The 25,997-nt window shown below is 64.5% G+C and carries 28 protein-coding genes; 8 read left to right on the top strand and 20 right to left on the bottom strand.

The window, feature by feature from the left end:
* Positions 1 to 9: 9 nt before the first annotated feature.
* From ABY42_RS10300 to ABY42_RS10290, 3 genes are all read right to left on the bottom strand, one after another.
* Entirely contained in the window at positions 10 to 1,254 is a 1,245-nt protein-coding gene (locus tag ABY42_RS10300) for an ABC transporter substrate-binding protein (RefSeq protein ID WP_050459387.1), read from the bottom strand.
* Between the two features lie 84 nt (positions 1,255 to 1,338).
* Positions 1,339 to 2,550: an ABC transporter substrate-binding protein gene (locus ABY42_RS10295; protein ID WP_050459386.1), complete on the bottom strand. Its 1,212-nt coding sequence runs from the start codon at positions 2,548 to 2,550 to the stop codon at positions 1,339 to 1,341.
* A gap of 159 nt (positions 2,551 to 2,709) precedes the next feature.
* A complete protein-coding gene (locus ABY42_RS10290) occupies positions 2,710 to 3,723 on the bottom strand; it encodes an NADP-dependent oxidoreductase (protein WP_050459385.1) in 1,014 nt (337 codons plus the stop codon).
* 166 nt (positions 3,724 to 3,889) lie between these two features.
* On the opposite strand from ABY42_RS10290, the gene ABY42_RS10285 reads away from it, so the two are divergent.
* Entirely contained in the window at positions 3,890 to 4,534 is a 645-nt protein-coding gene (locus ABY42_RS10285; protein ID WP_050459384.1) for an SDR family oxidoreductase, read from the top strand.
* A gap of 86 nt (positions 4,535 to 4,620) precedes the next feature.
* On the top strand, positions 4,621 to 5,829 hold the full coding sequence (locus ABY42_RS10280; protein ID WP_050459923.1) for an MFS transporter: 1,209 nt from the start codon (positions 4,621 to 4,623) through the stop codon (positions 5,827 to 5,829).
* Positions 5,830 to 6,014: 185 nt separating this feature from the next.
* Here the strand turns inward: ABY42_RS10280 and ABY42_RS10275 are convergent, their stop codons facing one another.
* On the bottom strand, positions 6,015 to 6,266 hold the full coding sequence (locus ABY42_RS10275; RefSeq protein ID WP_050459383.1) for a DUF456 domain-containing protein: 252 nt from the start codon (positions 6,264 to 6,266) through the stop codon (positions 6,015 to 6,017).
* 153 nt (positions 6,267 to 6,419) lie between these two features.
* Between ABY42_RS10275 and ABY42_RS19830 the strand changes: the two genes are divergently transcribed.
* Positions 6,420 to 6,569, top strand: a complete 150-nt coding sequence (locus ABY42_RS19830; RefSeq protein WP_004975973.1) for a DUF7535 family protein — start codon at positions 6,420 to 6,422, stop codon at positions 6,567 to 6,569.
* 109 nt (positions 6,570 to 6,678) lie between these two features.
* Here ABY42_RS19830 and ABY42_RS10270 read toward each other — a convergent pair whose 3' ends face one another.
* Genes ABY42_RS10270 through ABY42_RS10260 form a run of 3 tightly spaced genes read right to left on the bottom strand, consistent with a single transcriptional unit; the run spans position 6,679 to position 9,958 of the window.
* Complete coding sequence (locus tag ABY42_RS10270; RefSeq protein WP_082220652.1) at positions 6,679 to 7,821, bottom strand: ABC transporter permease; 1,143 nt, start codon at positions 7,819 to 7,821, stop codon at positions 6,679 to 6,681.
* A complete protein-coding gene (locus ABY42_RS10265; protein ID WP_008096114.1) occupies positions 7,818 to 8,495 on the bottom strand; it encodes an ABC transporter ATP-binding protein in 678 nt (225 codons plus the stop codon). The genes ABY42_RS10270 and ABY42_RS10265 overlap by 4 nt, the downstream gene beginning before the upstream one ends.
* Positions 8,492 to 9,958, bottom strand: a complete 1,467-nt coding sequence (locus ABY42_RS10260) for a COG1361 family protein (RefSeq protein WP_050459381.1) — start codon at positions 9,956 to 9,958, stop codon at positions 8,492 to 8,494. The genes ABY42_RS10265 and ABY42_RS10260 overlap by 4 nt, the downstream gene beginning before the upstream one ends.
* A gap of 282 nt (positions 9,959 to 10,240) precedes the next feature.
* Between ABY42_RS10260 and ABY42_RS10255 the strand changes: the two genes are divergently transcribed.
* Together ABY42_RS10255 and ABY42_RS10250 are read left to right on the top strand one after the other, a co-directional pair.
* The gene (locus ABY42_RS10255; protein ID WP_004975978.1) at positions 10,241 to 10,588 is read left to right on the top strand and encodes a helix-turn-helix transcriptional regulator; all 348 of its coding nucleotides are present in this window, start codon (positions 10,241 to 10,243) and stop codon (positions 10,586 to 10,588) included.
* A complete protein-coding gene (locus tag ABY42_RS10250; protein WP_004975981.1) occupies positions 10,588 to 10,914 on the top strand; it encodes a DUF7521 family protein in 327 nt (108 codons plus the stop codon). The genes ABY42_RS10255 and ABY42_RS10250 overlap by 1 nt, the downstream gene beginning before the upstream one ends.
* Before the next feature lie 398 nt (positions 10,915 to 11,312).
* Here ABY42_RS10250 and ABY42_RS19825 read toward each other — a convergent pair whose 3' ends face one another.
* Both ABY42_RS19825 and ABY42_RS10245 read right to left on the bottom strand, forming a co-directional pair.
* Complete coding sequence (locus ABY42_RS19825) at positions 11,313 to 11,474, bottom strand: hypothetical protein (RefSeq protein ID WP_162832776.1); 162 nt, start codon at positions 11,472 to 11,474, stop codon at positions 11,313 to 11,315.
* Positions 11,475 to 11,603: 129 nt separating this feature from the next.
* A complete protein-coding gene (locus tag ABY42_RS10245) occupies positions 11,604 to 11,885 on the bottom strand; it encodes an HPr family phosphocarrier protein (RefSeq protein ID WP_081605232.1) in 282 nt (93 codons plus the stop codon).
* 128 nt (positions 11,886 to 12,013) lie between these two features.
* Here ABY42_RS10245 and ptsP point away from each other — a divergent pair, with 128 nt between their 5' ends.
* Positions 12,014 to 13,696, top strand: coding sequence for a phosphoenolpyruvate--protein phosphotransferase (gene ptsP / locus ABY42_RS10240; protein ID WP_050459380.1), 1,683 nt, complete (start codon positions 12,014 to 12,016; stop codon positions 13,694 to 13,696).
* Positions 13,697 to 13,774: 78 nt separating this feature from the next.
* On the opposite strand, the gene ABY42_RS10235 is transcribed toward ptsP, so the two are convergent.
* From ABY42_RS10235 to ABY42_RS10210, 6 genes are all read right to left on the bottom strand, one after another.
* A complete protein-coding gene (locus ABY42_RS10235; protein ID WP_050459379.1) occupies positions 13,775 to 14,236 on the bottom strand; it encodes a PTS sugar transporter subunit IIA in 462 nt (153 codons plus the stop codon).
* Between the two features lie 123 nt (positions 14,237 to 14,359).
* Positions 14,360 to 15,802 carry a PTS galactitol transporter subunit IIC gene (locus ABY42_RS10230; RefSeq protein WP_049905142.1) on the bottom strand — a complete coding sequence of 481 codons (1,443 nt, stop codon included), beginning with the start codon at positions 15,800 to 15,802 and terminating at the stop codon, positions 14,360 to 14,362.
* A 176-nt stretch (positions 15,803 to 15,978) separates the two neighbouring features.
* Positions 15,979 to 16,275: a PTS sugar transporter subunit IIB gene (locus ABY42_RS10225; RefSeq protein ID WP_004976001.1), complete on the bottom strand. Its 297-nt coding sequence runs from the start codon at positions 16,273 to 16,275 to the stop codon at positions 15,979 to 15,981.
* 100 nt (positions 16,276 to 16,375) lie between these two features.
* Positions 16,376 to 17,053, bottom strand: coding sequence for a triose-phosphate isomerase (locus ABY42_RS10220; RefSeq protein WP_004976006.1), 678 nt, complete (start codon positions 17,051 to 17,053; stop codon positions 16,376 to 16,378).
* Positions 17,054 to 17,081: 28 nt separating this feature from the next.
* Complete coding sequence (locus ABY42_RS10215; RefSeq protein ID WP_004976008.1) at positions 17,082 to 17,858, bottom strand: class I fructose-bisphosphate aldolase; 777 nt, start codon at positions 17,856 to 17,858, stop codon at positions 17,082 to 17,084.
* A 2-nt stretch (positions 17,859 to 17,860) separates the two neighbouring features.
* Positions 17,861 to 18,286, bottom strand: coding sequence for a secondary thiamine-phosphate synthase enzyme YjbQ (locus ABY42_RS10210; protein ID WP_004967184.1), 426 nt, complete (start codon positions 18,284 to 18,286; stop codon positions 17,861 to 17,863).
* Positions 18,287 to 18,499: 213 nt separating this feature from the next.
* Here ABY42_RS10210 and ABY42_RS10205 point away from each other — a divergent pair, with 213 nt between their 5' ends.
* The gene (locus ABY42_RS10205) at positions 18,500 to 19,261 is read left to right on the top strand and encodes an IclR family transcriptional regulator (protein WP_004976010.1); all 762 of its coding nucleotides are present in this window, start codon (positions 18,500 to 18,502) and stop codon (positions 19,259 to 19,261) included.
* 346 nt (positions 19,262 to 19,607) lie between these two features.
* Complete coding sequence (locus tag ABY42_RS10200; RefSeq protein ID WP_004976013.1) at positions 19,608 to 21,068, top strand: FGGY family carbohydrate kinase; 1,461 nt, start codon at positions 19,608 to 19,610, stop codon at positions 21,066 to 21,068.
* Positions 21,069 to 21,597: 529 nt separating this feature from the next.
* Here ABY42_RS10200 and ABY42_RS10195 read toward each other — a convergent pair.
* The 5 genes from ABY42_RS10195 to ABY42_RS10175 are packed head-to-tail and all read right to left on the bottom strand — an operon-like array spanning position 21,598 to position 25,966.
* Complete coding sequence (locus ABY42_RS10195) at positions 21,598 to 21,810, bottom strand: hypothetical protein (RefSeq protein WP_004976015.1); 213 nt, start codon at positions 21,808 to 21,810, stop codon at positions 21,598 to 21,600.
* On the bottom strand, positions 21,807 to 22,931 hold the full coding sequence (locus ABY42_RS10190; protein ID WP_004976018.1) for an ABC transporter ATP-binding protein: 1,125 nt from the start codon (positions 22,929 to 22,931) through the stop codon (positions 21,807 to 21,809). Before ABY42_RS10190 ends, ABY42_RS10195 begins: the two co-directional genes overlap by 4 nt.
* Complete coding sequence (locus ABY42_RS10185) at positions 22,928 to 24,004, bottom strand: ABC transporter ATP-binding protein (protein WP_050459378.1); 1,077 nt, start codon at positions 24,002 to 24,004, stop codon at positions 22,928 to 22,930. Before ABY42_RS10185 ends, ABY42_RS10190 begins: the two co-directional genes overlap by 4 nt.
* Positions 24,001 to 25,005 carry an ABC transporter permease gene (locus ABY42_RS10180; RefSeq protein WP_004976026.1) on the bottom strand — a complete coding sequence of 335 codons (1,005 nt, stop codon included), beginning with the start codon at positions 25,003 to 25,005 and terminating at the stop codon, positions 24,001 to 24,003. The genes ABY42_RS10185 and ABY42_RS10180 overlap by 4 nt, the downstream gene beginning before the upstream one ends.
* A gap of 1 nt (position 25,006) precedes the next feature.
* Positions 25,007 to 25,966: an ABC transporter permease gene (locus ABY42_RS10175; RefSeq protein WP_008096151.1), complete on the bottom strand. Its 960-nt coding sequence runs from the start codon at positions 25,964 to 25,966 to the stop codon at positions 25,007 to 25,009.
* Positions 25,967 to 25,997 lie beyond the last annotated feature (31 nt).

Here is a 25,997-nt window from a genome sequence, read left to right as displayed (position 1 = left end):
GAAACGCCCCTACAGATTTTCGCCGGCGATGATCTCTTCGACCCGCTCGTGGTCGAACAGCTGTTCGTCGGCACCGAAGTCCGGATAGTCGTCGCCGTCCTCGTAGGTCGGCCAGTCGCCGAACTGGTCGGGGTAGAGCTGTTTGGCCGTCATCTCGGTCTGGAACAGGTTCATCAGCGGCCCCTGCCACCGGGTCCCTTGCGGGTAGACGCGGTCGTTCTGGACGGCGGCCAGTTCGCGGCCGACCGGGTCGTCTTCGAGGTTCTGCTTCAGCCCGTCGAAATCGACGGTTTCGGTGACCGTCCACAGCGTGAGAATCACGTCGGGGTCGGCCTCCAACAACGCCTCCATGTCGACTTCCTGGAACGGGCCCGTGAACTCCTCGTCGCCGAAGGCGTCGACCGCGCCGAGCGGCCGCGTGTGAGCGTTCCAGTAACCGGGCGCGTTCAGGCGAAGGAGGTAGATGCTCGAGAGGTCCGTTGAGAGAGAGAGGTACGCGGCGGTCGGGCGTTCGGACTCGGCCGGAAGCCCGTCTTCGACGGTCGTGAGCTGGTCGTCGCGGACGGACTGCAGCGCCGCGTAGCGCTCGCGCTCGCCGTACAGCGACGCGACGCGGTCGAACAGCTCCCAGAGGTCGTAGTACTCGTAGCCGTCGGCCCACTCCTCCGGGGGTGCGGCGTTGAAGTTGCTGTAGTAGTTGCCGAACCACGGGCCGATGTTGTCCGCGACCTCGTCGATGTCGGACTGGTTCCAGTTGTCCTGCGTGGACACCCACGCCGGGTCGACGAGGTGGAGGTCGCTGTCGAGTTCGTACAGCCGCTCTTTCGTGAAGCCGTACTCGCCCGCGGCGTCGGCCCACTCGATGTCGAAGTCGTCGAAGCCGGCGGTGAAGTACTCCAGGCCCGCGACGGTGCCGTCCCACCAGAGGTTGTTGACGGTGTCGCCCTGTCCGAGCGCGCTCGCCATGTCCGGGAACCACGGGAAGTGGGTGAACACGTTCGTCGGCGGCTCGTCCAGCGTAACCGTCCCGACCGGCGACAGCTCGGCCGTGTAGCTCGATTCGGCCGCCTCGGTCGTCGTCTCGGCGGCGTCCGTCTCGGTTCCGGTCTCCGTGGCCGTCTCGGTCGCCGTCGTCGACGTCGTATCGCCCGACTGCCCGGCGCAGCCTGCGAGGAGGCCCCCACTGAGAAGTGCGCCACCGTACTTCACGTAGTCTCTCCGCGTCGGACCCGCGTTCTCGTCGGTCTCTTTCATACGGATTAGGCCCACCTAAACCGATATAGGTGCTTCGAAGTTTAGGCAGGACTAAAAATGAATGACACGAGCTGAACAGTCGGCCTACGACTCCGCTCCGGTGATGATGTCGGCGACGCGCTGGTGGTCGAACAGCTGTGCGTCTTCGTCGTGAAGGGTCTCGATGCCGTCCCACGCGCCGAACTGCTCGGGGTAGAACTGCTTGGCGACGATTTCGGTCTGGATGAGGTTGAGTATCGGCCCCTGATACGACGTGCCGCCGCGGTAGAGCCGGTCGTTTTGCACCGCGGTGAGCTGCTGGCCGAGTGGGTGGTCGCGAAGCTGGTCCATCCGCGTCTCGAACTCGCTGTGCGAGAGACTGGCGAAGCCGTACGGGAAGACCAGAATGTCCGGGTCGGCTTCGAGCAACTGCTCGTAGTCCCAACTGGCGTAACTCCCGTCGATGTGGGGACCGAACCCGTCGACGATGCCGAGGTCTTGATACTGCTTTTTCCCGTTTCCGGCGCCGATGGGATACGCGTCGAGTGACCCGCCCGAGAAGTCGGAGAACGACGAGATGAGGCCGATTTCGGGGCGCTCGCTCTCCGGGGGGAGGTTCGCCTGGATGTCGGCGATGAGCGTGTCGTGGACCGACCGTATCCCCTCGTAGCGCTCGCGTTCGTGGAACACCTCGGCGACCTTCTCGAACGCCTCGTACAGCGAGTAGTACTCGTAGTCGTGCCAGTCCTGGCCGTGCCGCCGGATGTAGTTGCCGACCACCGGGCCGACGTTCGACGCGATTTCGTCGAAGTCCGCGGCCGAAAACCCGTCGTGTTTCAGGCTGACGAAGTGGGGGTCGAGCAGGTGCACGTCGGCGTCGAGTTCGTAGAACACCTCCTTGTCGAACGTCCCCGACGAGAGCTGGCGGACGCCATCGAACGAGACGTCGACGCCGGGAAGCGTGTCGTAGAACTGCAGCGGCCACCCCTCGCGGTAGACGAGCGCCTGCAGCGAATCGAGTTTGCCGAGGGCGATTCCCATGTCGCCGTAGTTGCTGTAGTACGCCATCCACGTCTCCGGAACGGCGTCGAACTCGACATCGCCGGCCGGGGCCATCGTCACCGTGTACGACGTGTCTTCCGGCGTGGCCGTCTCGGTCGCCGTCGGTGTCGCGGTCTCCGTTGCGGTCTCTGTCTGCGTCGCGGCCGGGTCGCGCTGCGAGCAGCCGGCAAGTAACCCGCCGCCAATGATTGCGCCACCGTACTTCACGTAGTCTCGCCGCGTTGGACCGTCGCGTCCGTTGTCATCACTTGGCATTCATTTTTAGGCTAGCCTAAACCAATATAATCACTTCGGTTCCGCGGTGTTGACCGCCTCTGCTGTCGCGTCCCACCCGGCGCGGCCGCTCGACGCGTGTTCGACATCGACTCTCAGTTGGGGGGTGTTGCCCCGACGATGCCCGACGTCGAAGCCGAGTTAGGGCTCGGACACGGCGACGACCTGCTTGCCGATGTTGTCGCCGGAGAACAGCCCGAGGAACGCGTCGGGCGCGTTCTCCAGCCCGTCGACGACGGTCTCGCGGTGTTCGAGGTCACCCGAGGCGACCCACGAGCCGAGCTGTTCGCTCGCCTGGCCGAATCGCGTCGCGTAGTCGCCGACGAGCAGTCCCTGCACCTTCGCGCGCGGCGCGATGAGCTGTGGGAGCTTTCGCGGGCCGGTCGGCACGCCCTCGTCGTTGTAGTGGGCGATCTGCCCGCAGACGGCGACGCGGGCGTCGAGGTTCAGCTTCGTGAACACCGCGTCGGTGATGGGGCCGCCGACGTTGTCGAAGTACACGTCGACCCCGTCGGGCGCGGCGTCGTCGAGCGCCGCCCGGTAGTCGTCGACGTCCTTGTAGTTGATCGCGGCGTCGAAGCCGAGGTCGTCGGTGAGCCACGACACCTTCTCGTCGGAGCCGGCGAAGCCGACGACGCGACAGCCGTTGAACTTGGCAATCTGGCCGACGACGGAGCCGACTGCACCGGCCGCGCCGGACACGACGACCGTCTCGCCGGGCGAGGGGTCGCCCACTTCGAGCAGGCCGAAGTACGCCGTCCGGCCGGGCATCCCGAGCACGCCGAGGTACGCGGGGAGGTCCGCGACCGAGGGGTCGACGGGTGCGACCTCGCCGGCGTCGAGGACGGTGTAGTCGGCCCACGTGCCGTTTCCGGTCACGAGGTCGCCGGCGTCGTACGCGTCGCTCTCGCTTTCGACGACCTCGCCGACGACGCCGCCCTGCAGCGGGTCGCCGACCGACCACGGCTCGGCGTACGACTCCGCGTCTCGCATCCGCCCGCGCATGTACGGGTCGACGGAGAGATATCGCACGCGGACGAGGAGTTCCCCGTGTCGCGGGTCCGGTATCTCGCCCTCGCGGAGTTCGAAACTGTCCATGTCCGGTTCGCCCTCGGGGCGCTCGGCAAACATCCACTCGCGGTTCGTCTCTCGCATACCCGAACACCGACCCGCGATGGTAAGGACGGTGTTGTTTCCAGCAGCACCGTCCGGTTCGACGGGGGTACATCGGGCGTCGGTGCTCCCCCGCGCCCCACCGTTCCACATCACCTTCGCCGACCCCAGCCCCTATCTGGCCCGGCCGACTACGCGACGGCGAACCATGCAGGTCGCAGTCATCGGCGCGAACGGCGGTATCGGACGGCGGCTCCTCCCCCGGCTCGCAGACGCCGGCCACGACCCCATCGGCGTCGTCCGGGACGAATCGCAGTTCGAGGCGGTCCGCGACCGCGGCGGCGAGCCGCGACTGGGCGACCTCGAAGGCGACTTCGACGCGGCGCTCGAGGGAGCCGACGCGGTCGTGTTCACCGCTGGCTCCGGCGGGTCGACCGGCGCGGACAAGACGCTGATGGTTGACCTCTGGGGCGCTCGACGGGTGGTCGACGCCTGTGTCGACGCGGGTATCGACCGCTTCGTGATGATTAGCTCCATCGGCGCTGGCGACCCGCTCGCAGGCCCCGAGCCCCTACGCCCGTACCTGGTCGCCAAGCGCTGCGCCGACGACTACCTCGAACAGTCGTCGCTCGATGCGACGATTCTCCGTCCCACGAGGCTCACCGATGCGGACGGCACCGGAACCGTCTCGCTGACCGTCGACGGCCTCGATGGCGACACGGCCGAGATTCCGCGGGCCGATGTTGCAGGGACGGTCGTCGCCTGTCTCGACATCGACCGGACGGTCGGCGAGACGATGCATCTCACGGGTGGGGACACGCCCATCGAGCAGGCGCTCGGTGGCGACGACTGAGTCGGTGACTTTCGCGGTCACCGCGAGACGAAACCGGACCGACATCAGGCGGTTTCATACTCCTCCGCCGAGCAGATATGAAAACCGTGAGTACGACATCGGACGCGGCGGGCACGCGACGCGAGATACTGGGCATCGTCGTCGGCTTCTTCCTGCTTTCGACGGCGGCCGCGGCCTACGAAATCGCCCCCGCCAGCGTGCTGCCGGTGATTCAGGAGTCTCTCGGGCTGAGCGCGAGCGCGGCGGGCTGGCTCGTGAGCATCATGTACGCGACGGCGGTCGTCACGAGCGTCCCCGTCGGCGTCGTCCTCGACCGGTTTTCGGTGCGCCGCGTGGTCGCGCTCGCGACCGTCGCCCTCGTCGTCGCCGGCGGCTGGGGCTGGTACGCGGCCACCGCCGGCGCGTACGGCTGGCTCCTCGTTTCGCGGGTGCTCGGCGGCCTCGCGTACGTCACGTTCTGGAACGCGGGCGCGAACGTCGTCGGCAGCGCGGTCCCCCCGGAACAGCGCGCGACCGCGGTCGGCGTGTTCACCGCGAGCGCGCCCGTCGGCTTCGCCCTCGGGCAGTTCGGGAGCCCGCTCATCGCGAACGTCGCCGGGTGGCCCGCGATTCTCCCGCTGTACGCCGCGGTCGCCGTCGTCGGCGTCGTGGTTTTCATGCTCGCGACCCGCCGCCGCGTCCCCGGCGTCGACGCGCCCGCACCCGACCGGGCGGCGCTCCGCGAACTGTTCGGTAGCCGTGCGGTCTGGACCGTCTGCGCGCTCTGTTTTCTCGCCTACTCGCTGTACCTCTTCGTCAACACGTGGCTCCCGAGTTTCCTCGCCAGCGAGTTCCCGATTTCGCTGGCCGCGAGCGGCCTCCTGACCGCGCTGTTTCCCGCTATCGGCGCGGTCGCGCGGTCGACCAGCGGCGTGGTCACCGACCGCGTGTTCGGCGGTCGTCGTCGCCGGGTCATCGTCTCGTCGTTCGCCGTCGCCACGCCGGCGGTCGTCGCGTTCGCGTTCGTCTCGGAACTCGGCCTCGTCGTCGGCGCGGTCGTCGTCGTCGGCTTCGCCATCCAACTCGTGACGGGGCTCATCTTCTCGTATATCGCCGAACTCGTCGCCCCCGCGGTGCGGACCACGGCCGTCTCGCTCCTGACGAGCGTCGGTCTCCTCGGCGCGTTCGCCGCCCCCATCGCCGCCGGTGCGATTATCGACTACGCGGGATACGCACCGGCGTTCTTCGCCGCCGGAGGCGTCGCTATCGCCGGCGTGTTGCTGGCGCTTCGAGCACCGGAGCCGAGTCGGGCGTAGGCCCACCGCCGTGTCGGCTCTATTGGGATATACCGCCGCTGATGATTTGTCGAGACCGTGCTGAATACAGCGGGCGAGTCGGTCATCAGTCAGGCTATCAAATCGCCAATCCCAGCACGCAATTGGAGTGACCGGTAGTCTCACGAGAGTTAGAGTATGAAATAGGTTCTAACAGATTCTCGCAATCATTCGCCCTCGTCTGGACTGTCATCTATCTTGAGCTGTTCAACTGTTGATTCCGTTTTCGCAACGCGCTCCTCTAGTGCTGCCATTCGAGACTGGTAGTTTTCATAGGCAGATTTGAGTGGAAATCCGACGAATATTGTGCCGACGAGTCCGATAAAGAATCCGACCGGACCAAGCAGGAGGAAGCCAACAGCACCGACGAGAAATGAACCACCAACCATCAGGAGAGCGGTCCAGTCTATTTGACTCATATTTAATGTTGTCCTATTGATAGAAATAAACGTCCCGAAACCACAACGGATCCACCGCGTCGTGTCTCCCCACACCTGCCGCTCCCGTTCCCACGATCATTTATATATTAACTATTCAGTTACTTTATATATCTGTGCGTCCGACGACCACGTATGGCTCGCGCAGTCAACCCCGTTCGAACCGACTACTCGAACATCCAGATGGGACTCATGGGGACGCTCATCGTCGCCGGAATCGCGGTGCTCATGATCCCGTTCACACCGTTCATCCTCCTCGGTCTGCTGTGGAGAGCGTTCCATTAGGCACGTCGCTCTCTCTCTCCAGCCCGCACGTCAGCACGTGTTTTTTCACCCCGTTTGACGCCCGAGTCCGAAACTCGCCGACGGATGTCGGCCGAAAAGAGTCGACGGCTCAGCTCCGAAGCGCGTCGACCGGGCGGTCGTTGGCGGCCTTCCACGCGGGGTAGACACCGCTCAGGACGCTCGCCACGACGGCGAATGCGAACCCGAACAGGAGGTACTGGGAGCTACTCCAGTTGAACACGGCCATCGCGTTACCCGTGAGTAACTGGAACATGGCCAGTCCGACGAGGAGCGACCCGAGCGCTCCGATCAATCCGCCGACGGCACCCATGAGGGCGGCCTCGGTCAGAATCATCCGGAGTACCTCACCACGGCGAATCCCGACGGCCCGGAGGACGCCGATTTCGCCGCGGCGTTCGACCGTGCTCATCAGCATCACGTTGAGGATGGCGACGCTCGCCACGACGAGCGAGATGGCACCGATAGCGAGCAGCGCGTAGTTGAGCGTGTTCAGGAACGTTTCGAGGCTGTCTAAGCTCCCGAACGTGCTCACGCGTAGCTCCTCGTCGTCTTCCCCGTTGAACTGGGCGTCGATCACGTCAGCGAGGGCCGCGGCCGCGTCGCTATTGCCGGCGACGACGGTCACGGTGTCGTACCCGTCCTGCTCAGAGAGCGCTGACATCGGCAACACGAGTTGGCCGCCACCGCCGCCGAAGCCACCCGACACCTCGAGGAATCCGCTGATGCGGTATATCTGACCGTCGTACTCGACGGGGTCGCCGAGTTCGAGGTCAAGTGTCTCGGCGGTGCCGTTGCTGATGAGCGCCCCCGAAGCCAGCCGATTCGGTGCGTCGCCGTTCGTGAGGTTGTACAGCGCGGCGGCGTTCGTCACCCCCGTGACGCTCATCCGCGCCTCCTCGCCGTTTCGCGCGGTTAGCGTCGTCGAGTTCGACTTCTGTGGAACCACCTCCGCGTCACTCACGATGTCACGGAGCGTTTCGACCTGCGCTCGGGTGACGCCGTCGGTGGCGCTGTCCGCTCCCGAGGCGATCGTCACATCACCGCCGATAGAGCCGAGGTCGGAGGTGGCCTGCTGTTGGAGCGCTGCACCCGCCATCCCGAGCGACGCAATGGAGATCACGCCGATAACGATGCCGAGTGCCGCCAGCACCGTTCGCGTTCGGTTGCGGCCGAGGTTGCGCCACGCCATGAGCGCGCTCGGATACCGCCACAGGTAATCGGCGATACTCACGGCTGAGCCACCTCTTGGATGACGCCGTCGACGATGCGGACGGTGGTGTCGGTGTAGTCGAGCATCTGGTCGTCGTGAGTGACCGCGACGATGGCGACGTTCTCGTCTTCCTTCAGCCGCGTCAGTTCTTCGAGAATCGTCTGACCGGTGTCCTGGTCGAGGTTCCCCGTGGGCTCGTCGGCCAAGAGGATGTCCGGTTCGTTGATGAGCGACCGCGCGACTGCGACACGCTGTTGTTGGCCGCCGGATAACTGGTCGGGCGTGTGGTCTAAGCGGTCGCCGAGACCGACGCGACGGAGCAACTCAACCGCGCGGTCGTGCCTGTCTACCGAGGTGTTCCACATCGAGGGGAGTTCGACGTTCTCGACCGCCGTCAGCATGGGAAGCAGGTGGAAGTCCTGGAACACGAACCCGATTCCCGTTCGGCGCTCTTCGGTGAGTTCGTCCTCGCTGAAGTCGGTCACGTCGCGGGCGTCGAGGTGGACGTGGCCCTCGGTGGGCGTGTCGAGCAGTCCGATCATGTTGAGCATAGTACTCTTGCCCGAACCCGAAGGGCCGATGACGGTGACCATCTCGCCGCGGTCGGCGCTGAAGTCCACGCCCTTGAGCGCCTCAACCGTTTCCACACCGCTCTGATAGCGCTTGATGACATCCTCGAGTTCGATGACGCTCATGACTGTTGTCGTCGCCAGTAGACACCAGCAGCACCGACCGCAACGGCGAGTGCGATACTGAGCGCCGCCACGGAGAACCCGCTGCTGCCACCACCGGAACTACTGCTCGCGGCCGCACCACCCCGCGCGGCCGACTCGCTCGACGCGAGGTCGACGTGGACCGTCCGGACGAACTGCTCACCACCCGCAGAGTAGCGGATTTCGACGGGGAGGCTGTCGACCGAGCCGTTTGAATCCGTCTCGGCAGTCAGTTCGAACGTGGCGAACTCGCTGGATTCGACGGTGCCGACGAAGTACTCGCCGTTCGGCGCAGCCGGGCTGACCCCGGCGGCGTCGCCGACGCTCATGAGCACGGAGTCGGCGTCACTGCTCCCGACGTTCGCGGCATCGCCGCTCAGCGTGACGGTCGAACCGCTCCGCGTCGCTTCGATACCGGTCAGTTCGATGTTCGACAACTCGCGGGGGTTGTAGTCGATGGTCGTTTCGGTCGTGTGGGCGTCACCACCGGCGGTGTACGCGGCGACGATGGTTACCGCACCCGTGGGAATGTCGGTCCCGCTGAGTGCGAACGTCTGCGACGTCTTCGGGTCGACGTCCGAGACGAGGGCGCGTTCAACGACCGTTCCGTCGACGACCGCCCGGAACTGAACGTCGGTGAGGCCGACGTTCCCGTACTCTGTGAGCGTCGTCTGAATGACCGACGACCCGTTCGACTCGGCCACCGTCGCGGTGAGACCGGTGTCGATATCAGCGGTCTCGGCGGTCACCGCCTTCTCGACGGTCGCTGTCCGCGTTGCTCCGGTCGCGGTTTTGTACTGGACCGTGCCGCGGAGCGTGTGCTCACCGGCTTCGGGAAATGTCACGTTGTACGTGTAGTCGGCCTTCGAACCGGGCGCGAGCGAGGCGCTCACGCGTTTCGGGTCCTCTACGTCGGCGTCGCCGCCGAGCGTGAGTTTGACGTTCGAAATCGCGTCGGTGTCACCGTTGGCAACGGTCACCCCGACGGAACGCTCGTCGCCCGCGACGGGGTCGAGGTGTTCGAACGAGATTGCGGCCTCGTCTGGTGGCTCGACATCTACGTACACCGGGTAGCTCACACGGGTGTATCCACCGCCTTGTCCCCTAACGGCCGCTTGGACGGTGAGCCGTTTTCTCCCCTCCTCGTCGAGGGTGACACTCATGGGAACGCTCATCTCACGCCCCGCGGTAAGCGACCCGAGATCTTCGGCCCGCGCGTACTCGGCCCCGCTCGGATCGCGGAGGTACACGTCGGTCACGTCGACAGACTCGTCGCCGACGTTGCTCAGGTTGACGGAGACGACGAACGGTTCGCCCGGTGCGGGGTCGCTAACGGACGCGTCGGCATGGATGGCGACTTCGGTCGCACCCGCCGTACTCGCGACGGCGCCGACCGACGACGTGAGCAACAACAACGCGAACACAGCGGAGAAGAACCGCTTCACCGACGCTCCACCCCGATTGCGCTCCGACGACGAGCGAGTCGCCGTCCGATCCGTTGATAGGTCAATACTCGAACGCGGCCATCGGTGTCTGGCTGTCGTTTCACGAGAGAGCAAGCGGCAGATAGGTGATTAAACACCGACACAGATTTTCTGGGTCGGAAAGTTTGACCGGGTCACAGATGTCCGACTGCCGTCTCGGCCCGAGAGTATATAGGGCGACGCACGTTTTCTGGGCCAGAAAATCGACGCACCGATAAACATCACTCACGATGATACCCCGTTGTGTGTGAGGAGTCTACACCGGAGGAAGTCTACCACCTCCTCGACGACAAATACGCACGGACCATCCTCACGTCGACAGACACGACAGCGAAGTCCGCCAAAGAGCTCAGTGAAGCGTGCGACGCGTCGCTCCCGACGATTTACCGGCGCACCGAGCGCCTGATCGACTGCGGACTTCTCGAAGAGCAGACCGAACTCGAAGGCGATGGGCACCACTACAGCGTCTACAAAGCACGGCTCAAGCGCCTCACGGTGGAATTAGAGAACGATGAACTCAAACTCACAATCGAAGAACGGGAGCCCGAAACGATGGCGGACCGCTTCACGCGGATCTGGGAGGAACTGTGATGCAACCGCTTCAGATTGACCTTCTTACGCTGCCGATACGCTACGTGACGCTGTTCGCCGCGTTCTTCGTCACAATCGTGATGGGCCTGTTTATCGTCTTCCAGGCCTACCACGGATACCGTCGGAACGCGAACCGACGAATGCTGTTTCTCGCGGTCGGCCTCGCGTTCGTCACCGTCATTCCACCGCTCATGTCACTCGCCACCGCCTCGTTTGGGCTCCACGTCGACATCTACATGTTTTATCTGCCGCTCGGGACCGCGATAAGCCAAATCGTCGGACTGTCGTTTATCATCTACTCACTTGCGCTTCGGAGCGGGTCCTAGCGTTCGGCCGAGTCCGAGGCGTTTCCGATTCGGCGTCTTTCGCGCGCTTCAGAACCCGTCCAGCACCGGAGGCGACTCGGTCGCCGTCGTTCTCGGTAGCGAACGTCACTCCGGAGTGGGGAGACCGTTCGTGGCAAGGACATACTGTCATAAACCAGAAATAGATTTTCGAAATATGAGTTTTCGCTGTCAATTAGGTCCAGAAATACGCGAGTACGCTGATTAATTCAATATCTGGCCGGTCAGGCCAGATTATCGATACTCGAATAGCAGTCCAAGACAAATACTCCTCAAACACCGATAGATGGCCAGATACGTCTATTCATATGTACTGTCCGAACAGACCTAAAATGACATATCTTTAGATAATCTCTATTCCCCCCAATTATTGTATGTTTCTATCTCCGAACGAGAGACACAGACACCCCGCGAGGCCGCTCCCCCCCGCGGTCGAACTCGTCGTCGACCATCGCCAGCGCCCCGCCGGAGTTGAAAAGCAGGCGGCTCACGATGGCGACCGTCAGAACGAGGCAGAACATCGGCTTGACGGCGATGCTCATCTGTCGTCATCATCCCGGCCGGCGGTCGCGAGCGTCGGTTCGGCGTCGAAGGTGCAAGCGGCTTTGTGGCCGCGGGTCGCGCTCGCCACGCCGTCGAGCGTCGCGGTCGACCGCGAGCCCGAGCGGTCGTTACGAATCGAGGTCGAAGTCGTTCTGGACGAGTTCGACGAGCCGTTCGACGGCCTGCTCGCCGTCGCTGCCGTCGGCGGTGATGACGATCTCTTCGTCCGGGCCGACGCCGAGCGAGAGGACGGCGATACTGCTTTTCGCGTCTACTTCCGTCTCCCCGCCTGCTTTCCGCACGGAGATATCCGTCTCGAACTTCGACGCCGTCTGGACGAACATCGACGCGGGGCGTGCGTGGAGACCGGTCTCGTGCTCTACGACTACTGTCGCTGATTTCGCTGCCATCCGTGCCACCATTTCCCACGCCGGTACTAAGGCCTTTCCGCTTGGCGAGCGTTTTTGCCGGCGGACGTGGACTAGTCGCACGCCATGTTCGCAAGCGCAGCGTATCCAGCGGTAGCTACGAGGGACCGATGAGCGACCGTAGAATCTCGGGCGTCGGCGTGACACCGCTTCTCGGTGTCGGCACGGTCGTCCAGTACGATTCGACGGTCGACCTCGACGAGAGCGAACGGTCGACGGCCGACCCCGAAACTGAGCTTCAGCGGTTCGAGGCGGCACGGGAGACGGCGGCGGACGAGCTCGCTCGCGAACGGTCACGGACGGCCGAGCGCGTCGGCGCGGAAGAAGCCGAAATCTTCGACGCGCACCAGCAGTTCCTCGCCGACCCACAGATCACCGACGGCGTCGAAACCGCGATCAGCGAAGACGGCGTCACCGCCGAGGGCGCCGTCTCGCAGGCGTTCGAGGACCCAATCGCCACGTTCGAGGCCGCAGACGGGATGTTCGCCGAGCGCGCGGACGACCTCCGCGACGTCCGCGACCGACTGCTCCGCATCCTGCTCGACCGCGACCGGGTCGACCTCTCGGCGCTCCCCGAGGGAACGGTGCTCGTCGCGGAGCGACTCACCCCGAGCGATACCGCGCAGTTAGACCCCGACGCCGTCGCCGGGTTCGTCACGGTCGAGGGAGGACGCACGTCTCACGCCGCCATCATGGCCCGGTCGCTGTCGATTCCGGCGGTGGTCGGCGTCGGCACCGACGTGCTCGACCTTGCTGACGGCACGCGCCTCGTCGTCGACGGCACCACGGGCGACGTGACCGTCGACCCAGACGCCGACGCCGTCGCCGCGGCGCGGGAATCGGGCGGTGCAACGGTGGAACACGACCCCGTCACGACGGCCGGCGGCCGACACGTCGAAGTCGCCGCGAACGTCGGGACGCCGCGGGAAGCGGTGGCGGCCGCCGAACGCGGTGCGGACGGCGTCGGGCTCTTTCGAACGGAGTTCCTCTTTCTCGACCGGGAGACGCCGCCGGACGAAGACGAGCAGTACGAGGCGCTCACCGAGGTGTGCGAGGCGTTCGCCGGGTCGCGCGTGGTCGTCCGAACGCTCGACATCGGGGGCGACAAGCCGATTCCGTACGTCGACTCCGACCCCGGCGACAACCCGTTTCTCGGCGTTCGCGGCGTCCGGTTCGCGCCGGGCGAGCGACCCGAACTGTTCGAAGAACACGTCCGCGCGATTCTGCGTGCGGCCGCCGGGCCGGCGCAGCTCGCCGTGATGTTCCCGCTGGTGTCGACGGTGACGGAACTCGACGCGCTCCTCGACGAAGTGAGCGCAATCGCCGCGGAACTGGACGAGGCGGGCGTCGACTACGCGGTTCCCGAACTCGGCGCGATGGTCGAGACGCCGGCATCGGTGTTTCTCGCCCGCGAGTTCGCCGACCGCCTCGACTTCCTCAGTATCGGGACGAACGACCTCACGCAGTACGTGATGGCCGCGGCCCGCGACGACGACCGCGTCGCCACCTTACACGACCCGCTTCACCCGCCGGTGCTCCGCGCCATCGCGCGGACGGTCGAGGCCGCTCACGACGGCGACGCCTGGGTCGGCATGTGCGGCGAAATGGCCGGCGACCCCGCGCACACGGAACTGCTCGTCGGGCTCGGTTTCGACGAGTTGAGCATGAGCGCCGTGACGATTCCCGAGGTGAAAGCGGGCGTCCGGGCCGTCGATGACGAGTCGGCGGCGGCGCTCGCCGAGGCTGCCCTCCGCGCCGAGACCAACGAGGACGTTCGAGCGCTCTTAGACTAACAACTGGAGTGGAGTGGAGTAGAAGACTGGCCGCTCGCTCGCCGTGAAGCGCCGCTCCGCGGCGTCGTCTTCTCCGGTTCAGTCGTCGAAATCGACGCAGCGCTCGACGACGAGGTCGAGCAGGCCGTCGGCGTCGCGGCGCTTCGTCAATTCGGCGAACTCCTCGGCCTGAAAGAGTTTGGCGAGGTTCGAGAGGAACGACGAGTAGCCCTCGGTCTCTGTCACGAGGAGCAACACGACGACCTCGGCGTCGACGCGCTCGTCGGGGTTGTCCATGCTTCGGAAGGCTATCGACTCGCCCGCGGGCGGCAATCCGAGGAGCACTGCCTGTTCGGAGACGTGGTCGGGGTCGGCGTGGGGGATGGCGATGCCGAACCCCATCGTCGGGATGTCGAGCCCCGTCGGATAGTCGGCTTCCCGCGTCAGGAGGGCATCCGCGTAGCTCTCGTCGGCCCAGCCTTGGTCGTAGGCGTACGCGCCGAGTTCCGTGAGGACCGCTTCGTCCGTCTCGCCAGTCAGTTCGAGGCTTTCGGTTCGCATCGATGAGTCGTACGCGGGTCTCCGAGAAAAGTGTTGGTACCGGTTCGCCGACGATGCCGCGACGCGCGACGACTCGTCGCGGTCGAGTCGTGGACACCGACGGGTGGCTCGTGGCTCGCGCGGTCAGTCGTCGGAGCGGCCCTCTGCGGCCGTCACGTCGGCTGACGAGCCGAGTTTGTTGGGCAAGAGGCCGCCGCCCTTCCCGGTGTGACGACGTTCGACGGTCTCCCGCGCTTTCTCTTCTGACGCGCCGGCGACCATGTACATCCGCTGGGGCCACATCCGAAGTGCGACCCAGATACCGAGGACGATGACGAGCCCGACCGCGAGGGCGACCGGCGCCGGGATGAGGGCAAGGACGCCCGTCGCGGGCGACCCCGCGTCAGCGACGGGCGACGTGATGAGCCCGCGGCCAGCGAGGTCGAAGCCCGCGCTCCCTGCCGCCTGCGTCAGGAGGGGAGCCACCGCGGAAGAGATGTAGTGCAGCGGAATCAGCAGGATGGTCCCCGTGACGACCATCTTCACGATGTTGCCGTTCATGATGGGAACCATCAGCGCGAAGAAGAACGGGAACGTCGCCAGGTCGATTCCCCACAGGACGTCGTTTCCGGGGAGGATGATCGACATCACGATGGCGATCGGGACGATGAGCAGGCTGGACGCGATGACCGACTCGTGGCCGATGAGGATGGCCGAGTCGAGGCCAATCGCCATGTCGCGGTCTTCGAACCGCGAGGTCATGAAGTTCCGAATCGACTCCGAAAGCGGCGTCAGCCCCTCCATGAGGATGCCGACCATCATCGGCAGGATGTGCATCACCGCGGCGAACGAGATGCCGGCGGTGAGGATGGCGTACCAGCTCTCGGCGACGAAAAGCGCGTTACTGTAGGCGGCGATACCGATGACGAGACCGATAGCGAGGCCGACGAAGATGGGCTCGCCGAGGATACCGAACCGGTCTTGAATCGCGTCGGGGTCCGCTTCGATGTTTCCGAGGGGTGTCTTGTCCACCGCCCAGTGAATCGGAATCGCGGCGACGGCGTACGGTGCCGAGGTTCCGTGCGGGATGGAGATGCCGGGCGTGTCGAACGTCTCTTCGACGGCCGGCTGCGTCCAGTCCGCGGCGACGAGGACGAACAGCCCAAGCGTCAGCCCGACCGCCACCGAGTACAGCCAGTTGTTCGTGCTCATGTAGACCAGCCCGCCGATGAAGGCGAAGTGCCAGTAGTTCCAGATGTCCACGTTGAGCGTGTAGGTAAAGCCGATAGCGAAGAGGACGAGGTTCATCGCCACGAACAGCGGAATCATCCAGACGCCGAGTTCCGCGATACCGAAGGCGATGGCGGCGGCGGCGGGCCAGCCGACGTCGACCGCCGGCAGCGTGATGCCGGTCACCTCGACCATCTGTTGGGCCAGCGGGCTGATGTTCTCGCTGAACAGTCCGATGACGAGATTGATGCCGATGAAGCCGATACCGATGAGGATGGACGAGCGCGCCGCCTTCAACACGTCCACCCGGAACGCGAGCGCGATGAGGAAGATGATTATCGGAAGGAGGACGCTCACGCCCAACGATTGGATTACGCTGTTGATAGAATTCAACAGGGAACTCACACCACTCTGTAAGAGTACTTCTGGTACTGCCATGTTATTGACTCACAACCCTGTCTCAGGATGAGAGTGATCCCACATAAATATTGCTATCGTTCGTGAAAAATCCGCGTCGCCGACTCGTCGAACAGTCAGTCTTCGAGCGCCGCGGCGATATCGTCGAGGACCTCGTCTTGGCCGATACCGGTCATGAACGCCGTCGTGTGGATGACCGGGATGTCGAACTTGTCTTGGTTGAGCTGCGTCGTGGTGACGATAAGATCGAAGTTCCCCGACGAGACCTTGCCGGGGGCTTCCGTCGCCTTCGCCTTGGCGATGGTCCCGATGTCGAGGCCCCGCTCCGGGAGTTTCTCTTTCAGCGCTTCCTTGACGACCGTCGACGTCGCGACCGATGTGCCACACACTACGAGGATGTTTTTCGTTGTCATTGACGTGTATTGCACATCATCGATGATCACTAAAAAGATTGCGCCGGTCTGACGCGCTGCAGTCGCCGAACCAAGCGGGGCGTTCGCCGTCGCCGGCGTCTCAGGGGAAACTCGCGGCGATGTCGCGGAGGAGCGACTCCGGATCCGACGCGAGCGACACGGCCGATGCGGCACCGGTCGCGTGACCGCCCTGTTCGAAGGCGAGGCGGACGTCCTCGGCGGTCGAGATGCCGCCGCCGACGAGGACGCGAGTGCGCGGGTTCTCCGCTTCGACCATCGACATGAAGGCGCGGACGCGGTCGGGGTGGGTCTGCGTGATCGCGCGGTCCGACGAGATGTCTTCGGGCATCTCGTATATCATCGAGTCGGGGTCGAACTCGGCGACCGCTCGGCCCATCTCGATGCTGTCGACGCAGACGACCGAGTCGAGGTCGAGGTCGCGGCAGCGCTCGATTTTCCACACGAGGTCGGACAGCGTGTCGCGGTTCTCCGCGTGGTTGATGACGACGCCGTCCGCCCCTGCGTCCGCGACGGTCTCAGGGAGGATTTTCCCCATCCCTCGACCGGGCTCGACGGCGTCCATCGCGGGCGCGGTGACGGCGAGGTCGGTGTGTTCGGTTATCAGCCGAATGTCCGGCAGTTGTGGCGTCAACACGAAGCGCGCGTCGGTCTCCGCTTCTATCGTTTCGAGCATGCGCGCGAACGCGAGCGCGTCCTCGCCGCTCGTATCCGGGTACACCTTGAAGTTGACCTGAAAGTGGGGGTACGGAAGGTTCATCAGTGGGTCCGGGAGGTGTTTCGGGAGGTCATAGCAACGTCTCGGCCTCTTCGATGGTCGCGCCCTCGTGGACGATGGCCGAGAGCGCGTCGATGATGGCGGCGGGGTCGTCTCGCTGCCAGACGTTGCGGCCGAACATCACGCCCTGCGAGCCGGCGTCGACGGCACCGTGGACCATCTCCAGTACCTCCCGGTCCGTCTCGACGGTGGGTCCGCCGGCGATGTACGTCGGCACCGGCGCGTTGTGTACGATACGCTCGAAGCCCGTGGGTGGGTACGGCGTCTTCAGGATGTCCGCGCCGAGTTCGAAGCCCAGGCGGTTGGCGTTGACGAGGTAGTCGGTGTCGAACTCGTCGTCGGCGCGCTGGCCCCAGAGGGTCGGCTCGACGATGAGCGGAATCCCCGCGTCGTCGCAGTCCTCGGCCGCGGCCGCGACGAACTCGGCGTTCTCCTTCAGCACGTCGGGGTCCTCCCGGCCGAAGACGAGCGCGACCTTCGCGGCGTCGGCCACGTCGGCGCAGTCTTCGACGCTGAACACCTGGGAGTGGATTTCGGCGTTTTCGATGTCGCCCGGCATCGTCGAGTCGTACAGGAGGTCGAGCGTGCCGATGGTGTGGACGTCGGCGGCGGCGATTCGGTCCTCGAAGCGCTTCAGGAATGGAACGCTCGCGAGGATACCGTCGGGGCCGGCGTCCAGCACCGTGTCGAGGAGCGCCGCGGGGTCCTCGAACCCCTCGAGGGAACCCCAATGGAGGCCGTGGTCGATAGCGACAGTCACCGATCGTCCGAGTGGTTGGTCCGTCATGGCTATTGTAGAATCGTCGTGGTAATCGTTCGCTCGCGCGGGCCGCACAGTTCGAAGAACATGACCTCTTCCCAGGTCCCGAGGTCGAGCTCCCCGTCGCGGAGGACGAGAAGGACCGGTCGCTTGATCATCGCGGAGATGAGGTGCGCGTGAGCGTTCGGCTGCTCACCTGCGGTGATGTGGTCGAGGTCGTGGTAGTAGCCCTCGTCCGGGGGGGCGATCTCCTTGAACTTGTCAATCATGTCGTCGAGGAGCTTCTCTTCGTACTCGTTAGTCGAGAGCGCCGCAGACGTGTGCGGCGTCGACACGTACACGAGTCCGTCGGTCACGCCGAGGTCCTCGATGGTCGCTTCCACCTCGGGAGTGACGCTCAGAATCTCGAACCTGCTGTGGCTCTCGATGGAGAAGCTCTCTGTCTGTATCTCCATACACCGTAGCTCAGGGAGTGAGCGTAAATAGTTTTTGCCGGCACTGCCCCGAACACCGCACAGCGGCCCTTAGACACCAGATACCTCGGTTCCACCTCGTCTGGCTCCGCCGTTCGAACGGCGTCGACGGTTCGACCCGCTGTCTCGTTGAATCGAACAGCTGTTCTACTCGATGGAACAAACTATTTAGGCTTGCCTCGACGACACGCAGTCATGACAGAGAACGCGCCCCACCGGGTCGAAACGAGTCGGAAGACGATTCGGGTGCTCGACGCGCTCCGAGAACACGGGTCGAGCAGCGTGACGTTCCTCGCTCGGGAACTCGAGATGAACAAGAGCACGGTCCACAACCACCTCAGCACGCTCGAAGCCGAGAAGTTCGTCGTCCGCGACGGGACCGATTACGAACTGAGCCTTCGGCTGCTCGGGTTCGGGGGGTACGTACAGCACCGCCACCCGCTGTATCAGGTGGCGAAGCGCGAGGTCCACCGGTTGGCGTCACAGACCGGCGAACTCGCGAATCTGATGGTCGAGGAGTACGGGCAGGGCGTGTATCTCGCCTCCGAACAGGGCGAGCGAGCGGTCGATTTAGACATCTACCCCGGCCTCAGGCGGCCGCTACACGCTATCGGACTCGGAAAGGCGATACTGGCGCACCTCTCTCCCGAGCGCGTCGACGACATCATCGACGAACACGGCCTTCCCGCGGAAACCGACCAGACGATCACCGACAGGGCGGAACTCGACGCACAGTTGGCGACGGTCCGCGACCGGGGCTACGCCGTCGACAACGAGGAACTTATCCGAGGACTCCGGTGCGTCGGCGCGCCCATCATCGCGAAAGACGGGACTGTTCTGGGTGCAATCAGCGTCTCGCAACCCGTCAGCCGCATGAATAACGAACGGTTCACCGACGAGGTTCCCGATATCGTCCAGAGCGCCGCCAACGTCATCGAACTCCACGCGAACCACTAGCTATTACAAACGTACCTTTGTAACGACTTTCGCGACGACTCCTGCAAGCCTCCGCCCGCCCTGTCGAGACTGTTCAGCACCCTTGGACTAGTGTTCTCAATTACAGAATAGAAGGAATCTCAACGATAGTTCGTGTTTGTCCGATTATCGTTCTTATTTCGGTATCAACGCTCGGAATGTCATCTCTCCCGAAACGAATGTCGATTGAACGTGCGCTCGTCCGGATTGTATGCTAACAGCCACCAAATGAACTCTGCTGCGGCCGGTCTGTCGAACCGCGCGCTCGCGCGGTCGACAAGGTCACTGCCTCGGAAGGATTTAATGGCGTCCTACGAGACCCCGTAGTATGGAGAGCCCGCAACTGGTCGGCGTTCATCTCGGTACCGCGAGCGTGCACGTCGATGTGTACAGCACCGACGGGGAACGACTCGCCGGTGGTGAGGCACCGGTCGCCGAGCAGACGACGCTCGCGTGGGAGCGTGCGCTCCATGAGGCGGCACCGGCGCTGCCGCAGACCGGTATCGGCTCGGTCGCAAGTACGTCGGGGACGGCCGTACTCGTCGATAAGTACGGCGAGCCGGTGTTTCCGCCGCAGATGTACTTCGATTCCGCGCCCGAACAGGCATCGAAGCTCCGCGACCTCGACCTGTCCGGCCTCTCGATTAACCAGAACATCGCGTTTTCTCCGACCAGCCCCCTTCCGAAGATTCTGAAGCTTCGCGAGGAACACCCCGAAAAGTTCCAGCGGGTGGAGTGGATTCTCAGCCCGACGACGTGGCTGTTGTATCGGCTCCGGTTCGACGCGTCGACGCCGTGGCACGATATCGAGACCGACTGGACGAACGCGTTGAAGTTCGGTGCCGACGTGACGACGCCCCTCCCCACGTGGTTCGAGTCGCTGTTCGAGACGCTCGACCTGCCTCGATCGCTCTTTCCGGCGATTCGACCCCCGGGGTCGTTCATCGGCGTCGCCGACGGCCAGTTAGCCGAGCGGACCGGCTTCGACGGTATCAAACTCTTTCAGGGACTCACCGACGGCAACGCCTCGGTGTTGGCGAACGGCGGCGTCAAACCGGGGGAGTTCAGCATCACCTTCGGCGCGTCGAGCGTCGTCAAGTACGTCTCGGAGACCGTCTCGCCGCACCCAGCGCTGTATTATCACCGCCACCCCATCGACGGCTACCTTCCCGGTGCGTCGTTCGACACCGGCAACCTCCTTCGGTGGTTCTTCGACCGCATCCTCAACTGTACGCCGGAGCGCGGGCTCGAACTCGCCCGACAGGTCCCGAGCGGAGAGGGGTACGAGATGTTCCTCAAGGGCAACCGAAGCCCGTTTTTCGACGCCGACGTCGCGGGGTCGCTCCTCGGACTCAACTACGACAACTCCCTGTCGACCGAGGAAGTCCACGGCCGACTGGCCCGCGGGCTCATCACCGGTATCATCCTGACCGAGTGGACCTACATCTCGCTTGTCGAAGAACACTTCGACACCGACATCGACCGCGTGCTCGTCATCAACGACGGGACGCCGACGCTCGACGGCAACTACGACTGGTGGAACACGCTCCGCGCGTCGATATGGGACCGTCCAGTCGTCGAGATGGAGCCGCGGACGACCGCCGGCGCGGTCATGGCCCCCGCGCTCATCACGTCGATTTACAGCGACGTCGAGACGGCAGCGGAAAACCTCCTCCGGGAGCGCGACGTTATCGAACCAGACCCGTCGATCGGCGCGGACTTCGATACGCAAAAAGAGGCGTACTTCGACCGATGGCGGGACATCGCGGAGTTCTATCAGCGGGAGTGACGCCGAGTGCGACCGTTCACTGGCTCTGGTCGCCTTGCATCGGTCCATCTCGTCTCGCCTTCGCTCGTTCCCTGTCGATCGTGGCAACTCCCAGCCTCATTCACGAGCCAGTCGCGTCGTGTGTTCGATGCACAACGAGGCGGCGGGTTCAAGATAGCGAGCGACTCTGCCTTCGGAGGGTGAGGGTGCCCACATCCTAAACGACGAATTTAACAGATATAATAACATATCAAACAAAATATTGCGCCACCTCGACCGAATAGCGTCTGAAGCGCAAATACCATGCGAATTAGAGGATTTAGCGTCCGGTATGTCGCTTGGACGTTTCGTTAACCGCTGAGTGCGTTCTCGGATAGACGATCTTTTGAAATCGTCTTATTCATCCCCTAAAGCCACCCATTCAACTATTTAGTGGTCCCCTCGGAAAATTCGCTTGGTACTGACTACTAGATTGAATGATTAATCACTACTCTGTTTTCTGATATTTATTATTGTGGGTACAGGGTGCGGACGGCACACCCGTCGACTGCTACCCCCCGCGGTCGAACTCGTCGTCGACCATCGCCAGCGCCCCGCCGGAGTTGAACAGCAGGCGGCTCACGACCACCCACGTCGGCACCGCGAGGACGACCAGCGCGACCGTGCTCGCGACGGGCGACAGCGGCGGCAACAGCCCGCGGTAGAACCACACGATGGCGAACGTCAGGACGATGCGAAGCATCGGTTTGACGGCGATGCTCACCTGTCGTCGTCACCCCGGCCCTGGTCCCGTCCGCGACCGTCGGTCGCGAGCGTCGGTTCGGCGTCGAAGTTCTCGATGCTGAATCGTTCGTCGACGCCCTGTGCGGCGCTCGGGACGCCCGCGCCGGTCTCGAACTCGTCGACGTGGATACAGGCGGCCTTGTGGCCGCCGGTCGCGCCCGCCACGTCGTCGAGCGTCGGGTCGATCGACGTGCACTCCTCGGTCGCCTCGGGACACCGCGGATTGAACGAACAGCCGGAGGGCGGGTCGAGCGGCGAGGGGACCTCGCCTTCGAGCACCTGCCGCTGCCGCGCCAGCTCCGGGACCGGCTGGGGAATCGCGCCCAACAGCGCCCGCGTGTAGGGGTGTTGGGGGTTCGAAAACAGCTCGTCGGCGTCCGCGAGTTCGACGATTTCGCCGAGGTACATCACGGCGACGCGGTCGCAGACGTGGCGAATCACGCTGAGGTCGTGGGCGATGAACAGAAGCGTCAGGTCGAACTCCTCCTGGAGGTCCTCGAGCAGGTTGAGTATCTGCGCTTGAATCGACACGTCGAGCGCGGAGACGGGTTCGTCGGCGACGATGAAGTCGGGGTCGACCGCGAGCGCGCGGGCGATGCCGACGCGCTGGCGCTGGCCGCCCGAGAACTCGTGGGGGTAGCGGTTGGAGTACTGCGGCGGCAGGCCGACGGTCTCCATGAGTTCGTCCACGCGGGCGTCGCGTTCGCCCTCGTAGAGGCCGTGAATCTCCATCGGCTGTTTGATTATCTGGCCGACGGTCTTCCGACGGTTGAGACTCGACGCGGGGTCCTGAAAGACGATTTGGATGCGCTTTCGCATCTCCGTCATCTCCCGGTCCGACAGCGCCGTCAGGTCGGTGCCGTCGTAGCTGACCGTCCCCTTCGTGGGTTCGTCCAGCCGGAGGACCGATCGCGCCGTCGTCGACTTGCCGGAGCCGGACTCGCCGACGAGACCGAGCGTCTCGCCGCGCTCGATGTCGAACGAGACGCCGTTGACGGCTTTCACGGTCTCGTCGGCCCCGAGCAGGCGGTCGATGAAGCCGTCGTTCTGCGTGAAGTACTTGTGGAGCCCCGAGACGGACAACAGCGGGTCGTCGCTCATTGCGATGCACCTCCGTCGGTCGCGGGAGTCGCAGGACTGCCGCCGTCAGCTTGCACGCCTTCGGTTTCGAGAGCCGACTTCGAGAGGTTGTAGCCGCGCGCGTGGAGACACGCCGCTTCCCGGCCGGGTTCGACCTCCCGGAGTTCGGGGTCGTACGACTCGCACTCGGCGGTCGCGTGCGGACACCGCGGGTGGAACGAACAGCCAGACGGCAGGTCCGTGAGGTTCGGCACGTCGCCTTTGACGGGCGTCAGCCGGTCGGTGTCGTCGGTGAGCCGCGGAATCGACCGCATGAGGCCGCGGGTGTAGGGATGCCGCGGGTTCTCGAAGAGTGCGTCCACCCCGGCGCGCTCGACGACGCGGCCGCCGTAGGCGACGGCGACGCGGTCGCAGGTCCCGGCGACGACGCCGAGGTCGTGCGTGATGAGGATGATACTCATCCCGTACTTCTCCTGGAGTTTGTCGAGGACGTTGAATATCTGCGTCTCGATGGTCACGTCGAGCGCGGTGGTCGGCTCGTCGGCGATGAGCACGTCCGGCTCGCAGGAGATGGCCATCGCGAGCAGCGCGCGCTGGCGCATCCCGCCGGAGAACTGGTGCGGGTAGTTGTCCACGCGCGAGGTCGGCTCTGGGATGCCCACGTCGGCCATGAGTTCGATGGTCCGCTCGCGGGCCGCCGCGTCCGAGACGTCCTGGTGGGTCTTGATGACCCGGCTGATCTGGTCGCCGACGGTGAACACGGGGTTGAGACTCGTCATCGGGTCTTGGAACATCATCGCGATGTCGTTGCCCCGAATCGACCGCATCTCCGCCTCGCTTTTTTCGAGCAGGTCGTCGCCGCGGTAGCGGACGCTTCCCCCCTCGATGCGACCGGGGGCGTCGACGAGTTGGAGCATCGACAGCGCGGTCACGGACTTGCCGGAGCCCGATTCGCCGACGATGCCGAGCGTCTCGCCCTCGTAGAGGTCGAACGACGAGCCATCGACGGCCTTGACGGTCCCCTCGTCGGTGTAGAACCGCGTGACGAGGTCGCGAATTTCGAGTACCGGTTGTTCGTCCGGCTCAGCGCTCATCGCTCGCCTCCGTCGTTGCGGGGGTCGAGCGCGTCGCGCAGGCCGTCACCGAGCAGGTTGAACCCGAGGATGGTGACGACGATGACGAGCCCGGGGAACACCGAGTACCACCACTCCCCGCTGTAGAGGTAGCCGCGGGCGTTCGACAGCATCAACCCGAGGCTCGCGTTCGGCGGCTGGATGCCCAGCCCGAGGAACGACAGCGCGGCGCTGGCGAGGACAGCCGTCCCCATGTAGAGCGTCCCTTGGACCACGACGGTCGGCAGGGTGTTGACGGCGATGTCCTTCACGAGGATGTGTCGGTCGCTCGCGCCGAGCGACTTCGCGGCGTCGACGTAGTCTTCTTCCATCTCCTTGAGGACCGACCCGCGCATGACGCGCGCGAAACTCGGGATGTAGACGACGCCGATGACGGCGATGACCTTCACGATGTTCGGGAGCGTGAACGAGCCGTACTCCGTGCTTCCGACCCCGAGCACGCCGAGCACCGCGATGGCGAGGATGAGACTCGGGAAGGAAAACAGGATGTCCATGAAGCGCATGACGACCTCGTCGACCCAGGTGTTGCGGTAGTAGCCCGCAATCGCGCCGGCGCTCACGCCGAGCGCCATCGCGAAGCCGACGACGCCGAGCGAGACGGTCATCAGTGTCCGCAACCCGTAGATGATGCGCGAGAGGATGTCCCGGCCGTGGTGGTCGGTGCCGAGGTACGCCGTCGTCGTGCCGACGACCTCGCCGGCGTCGTTCTCGACGATCATCTGGGTGCCCATCGGCATCGGGTTGTGTTCGCCGTCCGGTGCCTCGAACTGCGTCGTCGGGTCGTGGGGGGCGAGAAACGGCGCGAACAGCGCGGTCAGGAGCATCGTGAGGATAATCGCGGTCCCCACGAGCGAGAGGGTGTTCTTGCGGAACTCCTTCCAGAACATCTCGAACTGACTGTGGTGCGTACCGGGGGCTTGCGCGGCCGGCACCGCCTCGTCCGTGTGGTCTGTCGTTGCCATGTTAGTTTCCATCGTGTCTGATGCGGGGGTCGAGGTAGGCGTACAGCACGTCCACCGCGAGGTTCGCGAAGACGAACACGCTCGCGATGAACAGGATGAGCGCCTGGATGATGCGGTAGTCGCGGCGGTCGATGGCCAGTATCAGGAGCTTGCCGATACCGGGGAGGTTGAACACCGTCTCGGTCAGAATCGCGCCGTTCATGAGTTGGCCGAGTCCGACGCCGATGACGGTCACGACGGGGATGAGCGCGTTCTTCGAGGCGTCCTTGAGGACGATTTCGCGCGCGCCGATACCCATCGCGCGGGCGGTCTTGACGTAGTCCTGACTGAGCGTGTCCAGCATCTCAGAGCGCATCATCCGGGCGATGAGCGCGGAGTAGGCCGTCCCGAGCGTGATGACCGGAAGGAACAACTGCTGGAGGTTCGCCACCGGGTCGACCCACGGCGGCGTCCAGCCGCCGGTCGCCCACGGGAACGAAAACTGCACCGCGAATATCATGATGAGGATGATACCCAGCCAGAAGTCGGGAATCGAGATGCCCGACAGTGCGGCGATGCGCGCGGCGTGGTCCGCGGGCTTGTCCTTCCGGACGGCGCTGATGATGCCCGCCGGGATGGCGATGAGGACCGCCGTAATCATGCTGAGAATCGACAGCTCGACCGTCAGCGGGATGCGCTCGACGATGATGTCGGTGACGGGCGTCCCCTGCTTGACCGTCCACGACACGCCGAAGTCGCCCTGTATCGCGTCGAACACCCACATGCCGTACTGGACGTACAGCGGGCGGTTGAGCCCCATCTCCAGTCGAATCTGCCTGACGAGCTCCTCGCTGCTGAGCGGGCCGAGCATCACCCGCACCGGACCGCCCGGCGCGAGGTGGACGAGCGCGAAGACGACGACGCTCACCCCGAGGAGGACGGGAACGCTCAACAGCAGGCGCTTGAGGACGAACCGGAACATGCTCACGGCCGAGTCACCTCCCGGGTCGCCG

The organism is Haloferax gibbonsii (assembly GCF_001190965.1).
Taxonomy (GTDB): domain Archaea; phylum Halobacteriota; class Halobacteria; order Halobacteriales; family Haloferacaceae; genus Haloferax; species Haloferax gibbonsii.
This window is presented reverse-complemented; position numbering and strand designations above follow the sequence as displayed.

Coding starts and splice junctions, on each gene's coding strand:
- ABY42_RS10300 (WP_050459387.1), bottom strand. CDS start 1,254: ATGAAAGAGACCGACGAGAACGCGGGTCCGACGCGGAGAGACTACGTG.
- ABY42_RS10295 (WP_050459386.1), bottom strand. CDS start 2,550: ATGCCAAGTGATGACAACGGACGCGACGGTCCAACGCGGCGAGACTAC.
- ABY42_RS10290 (WP_050459385.1), bottom strand. CDS start 3,723: ATGCGAGAGACGAACCGCGAGTGGATGTTTGCCGAGCGCCCCGAGGGC.
- ABY42_RS10285 (WP_050459384.1), top strand. CDS start 3,890: ATGCAGGTCGCAGTCATCGGCGCGAACGGCGGTATCGGACGGCGGCTC.
- ABY42_RS10275 (WP_050459383.1), bottom strand. CDS start 6,266: ATGAGTCAAATAGACTGGACCGCTCTCCTGATGGTTGGTGGTTCATTT.
- ABY42_RS19830 (WP_004975973.1), top strand. CDS start 6,420: ATGGCTCGCGCAGTCAACCCCGTTCGAACCGACTACTCGAACATCCAG.
- ABY42_RS10265 (WP_008096114.1), bottom strand. CDS start 8,495: ATGAGCGTCATCGAACTCGAGGATGTCATCAAGCGCTATCAGAGCGGT.
- ABY42_RS10250 (WP_004975981.1), top strand. CDS start 10,588: ATGCAACCGCTTCAGATTGACCTTCTTACGCTGCCGATACGCTACGTG.
- ABY42_RS19825 (WP_162832776.1), bottom strand. CDS start 11,474: ATGAGCATCGCCGTCAAGCCGATGTTCTGCCTCGTTCTGACGGTCGCC.
- ABY42_RS10245 (WP_081605232.1), bottom strand. CDS start 11,885: ATGGCAGCGAAATCAGCGACAGTAGTCGTAGAGCACGAGACCGGTCTC.
- ptsP (WP_050459380.1), top strand. CDS start 12,014: ATGAGCGACCGTAGAATCTCGGGCGTCGGCGTGACACCGCTTCTCGGT.
- ABY42_RS10235 (WP_050459379.1), bottom strand. CDS start 14,236: ATGCGAACCGAAAGCCTCGAACTGACTGGCGAGACGGACGAAGCGGTC.
- ABY42_RS10225 (WP_004976001.1), bottom strand. CDS start 16,275: ATGACAACGAAAAACATCCTCGTAGTGTGTGGCACATCGGTCGCGACG.
- ABY42_RS10220 (WP_004976006.1), bottom strand. CDS start 17,053: ATGAACCTTCCGTACCCCCACTTTCAGGTCAACTTCAAGGTGTACCCG.
- ABY42_RS10215 (WP_004976008.1), bottom strand. CDS start 17,858: ATGACGGACCAACCACTCGGACGATCGGTGACTGTCGCTATCGACCAC.
- ABY42_RS10210 (WP_004967184.1), bottom strand. CDS start 18,286: ATGGAGATACAGACAGAGAGCTTCTCCATCGAGAGCCACAGCAGGTTC.
- ABY42_RS10205 (WP_004976010.1), top strand. CDS start 18,500: ATGACAGAGAACGCGCCCCACCGGGTCGAAACGAGTCGGAAGACGATT.
- ABY42_RS10200 (WP_004976013.1), top strand. CDS start 19,608: ATGGAGAGCCCGCAACTGGTCGGCGTTCATCTCGGTACCGCGAGCGTG.
- ABY42_RS10190 (WP_004976018.1), bottom strand. CDS start 22,931: ATGAGCGACGACCCGCTGTTGTCCGTCTCGGGGCTCCACAAGTACTTC.
- ABY42_RS10185 (WP_050459378.1), bottom strand. CDS start 24,004: ATGAGCGCTGAGCCGGACGAACAACCGGTACTCGAAATTCGCGACCTC.
- ABY42_RS10180 (WP_004976026.1), bottom strand. CDS start 25,005: ATGGCAACGACAGACCACACGGACGAGGCGGTGCCGGCCGCGCAAGCC.
- ABY42_RS10175 (WP_008096151.1), bottom strand. CDS start 25,966: ATGTTCCGGTTCGTCCTCAAGCGCCTGCTGTTGAGCGTTCCCGTCCTC.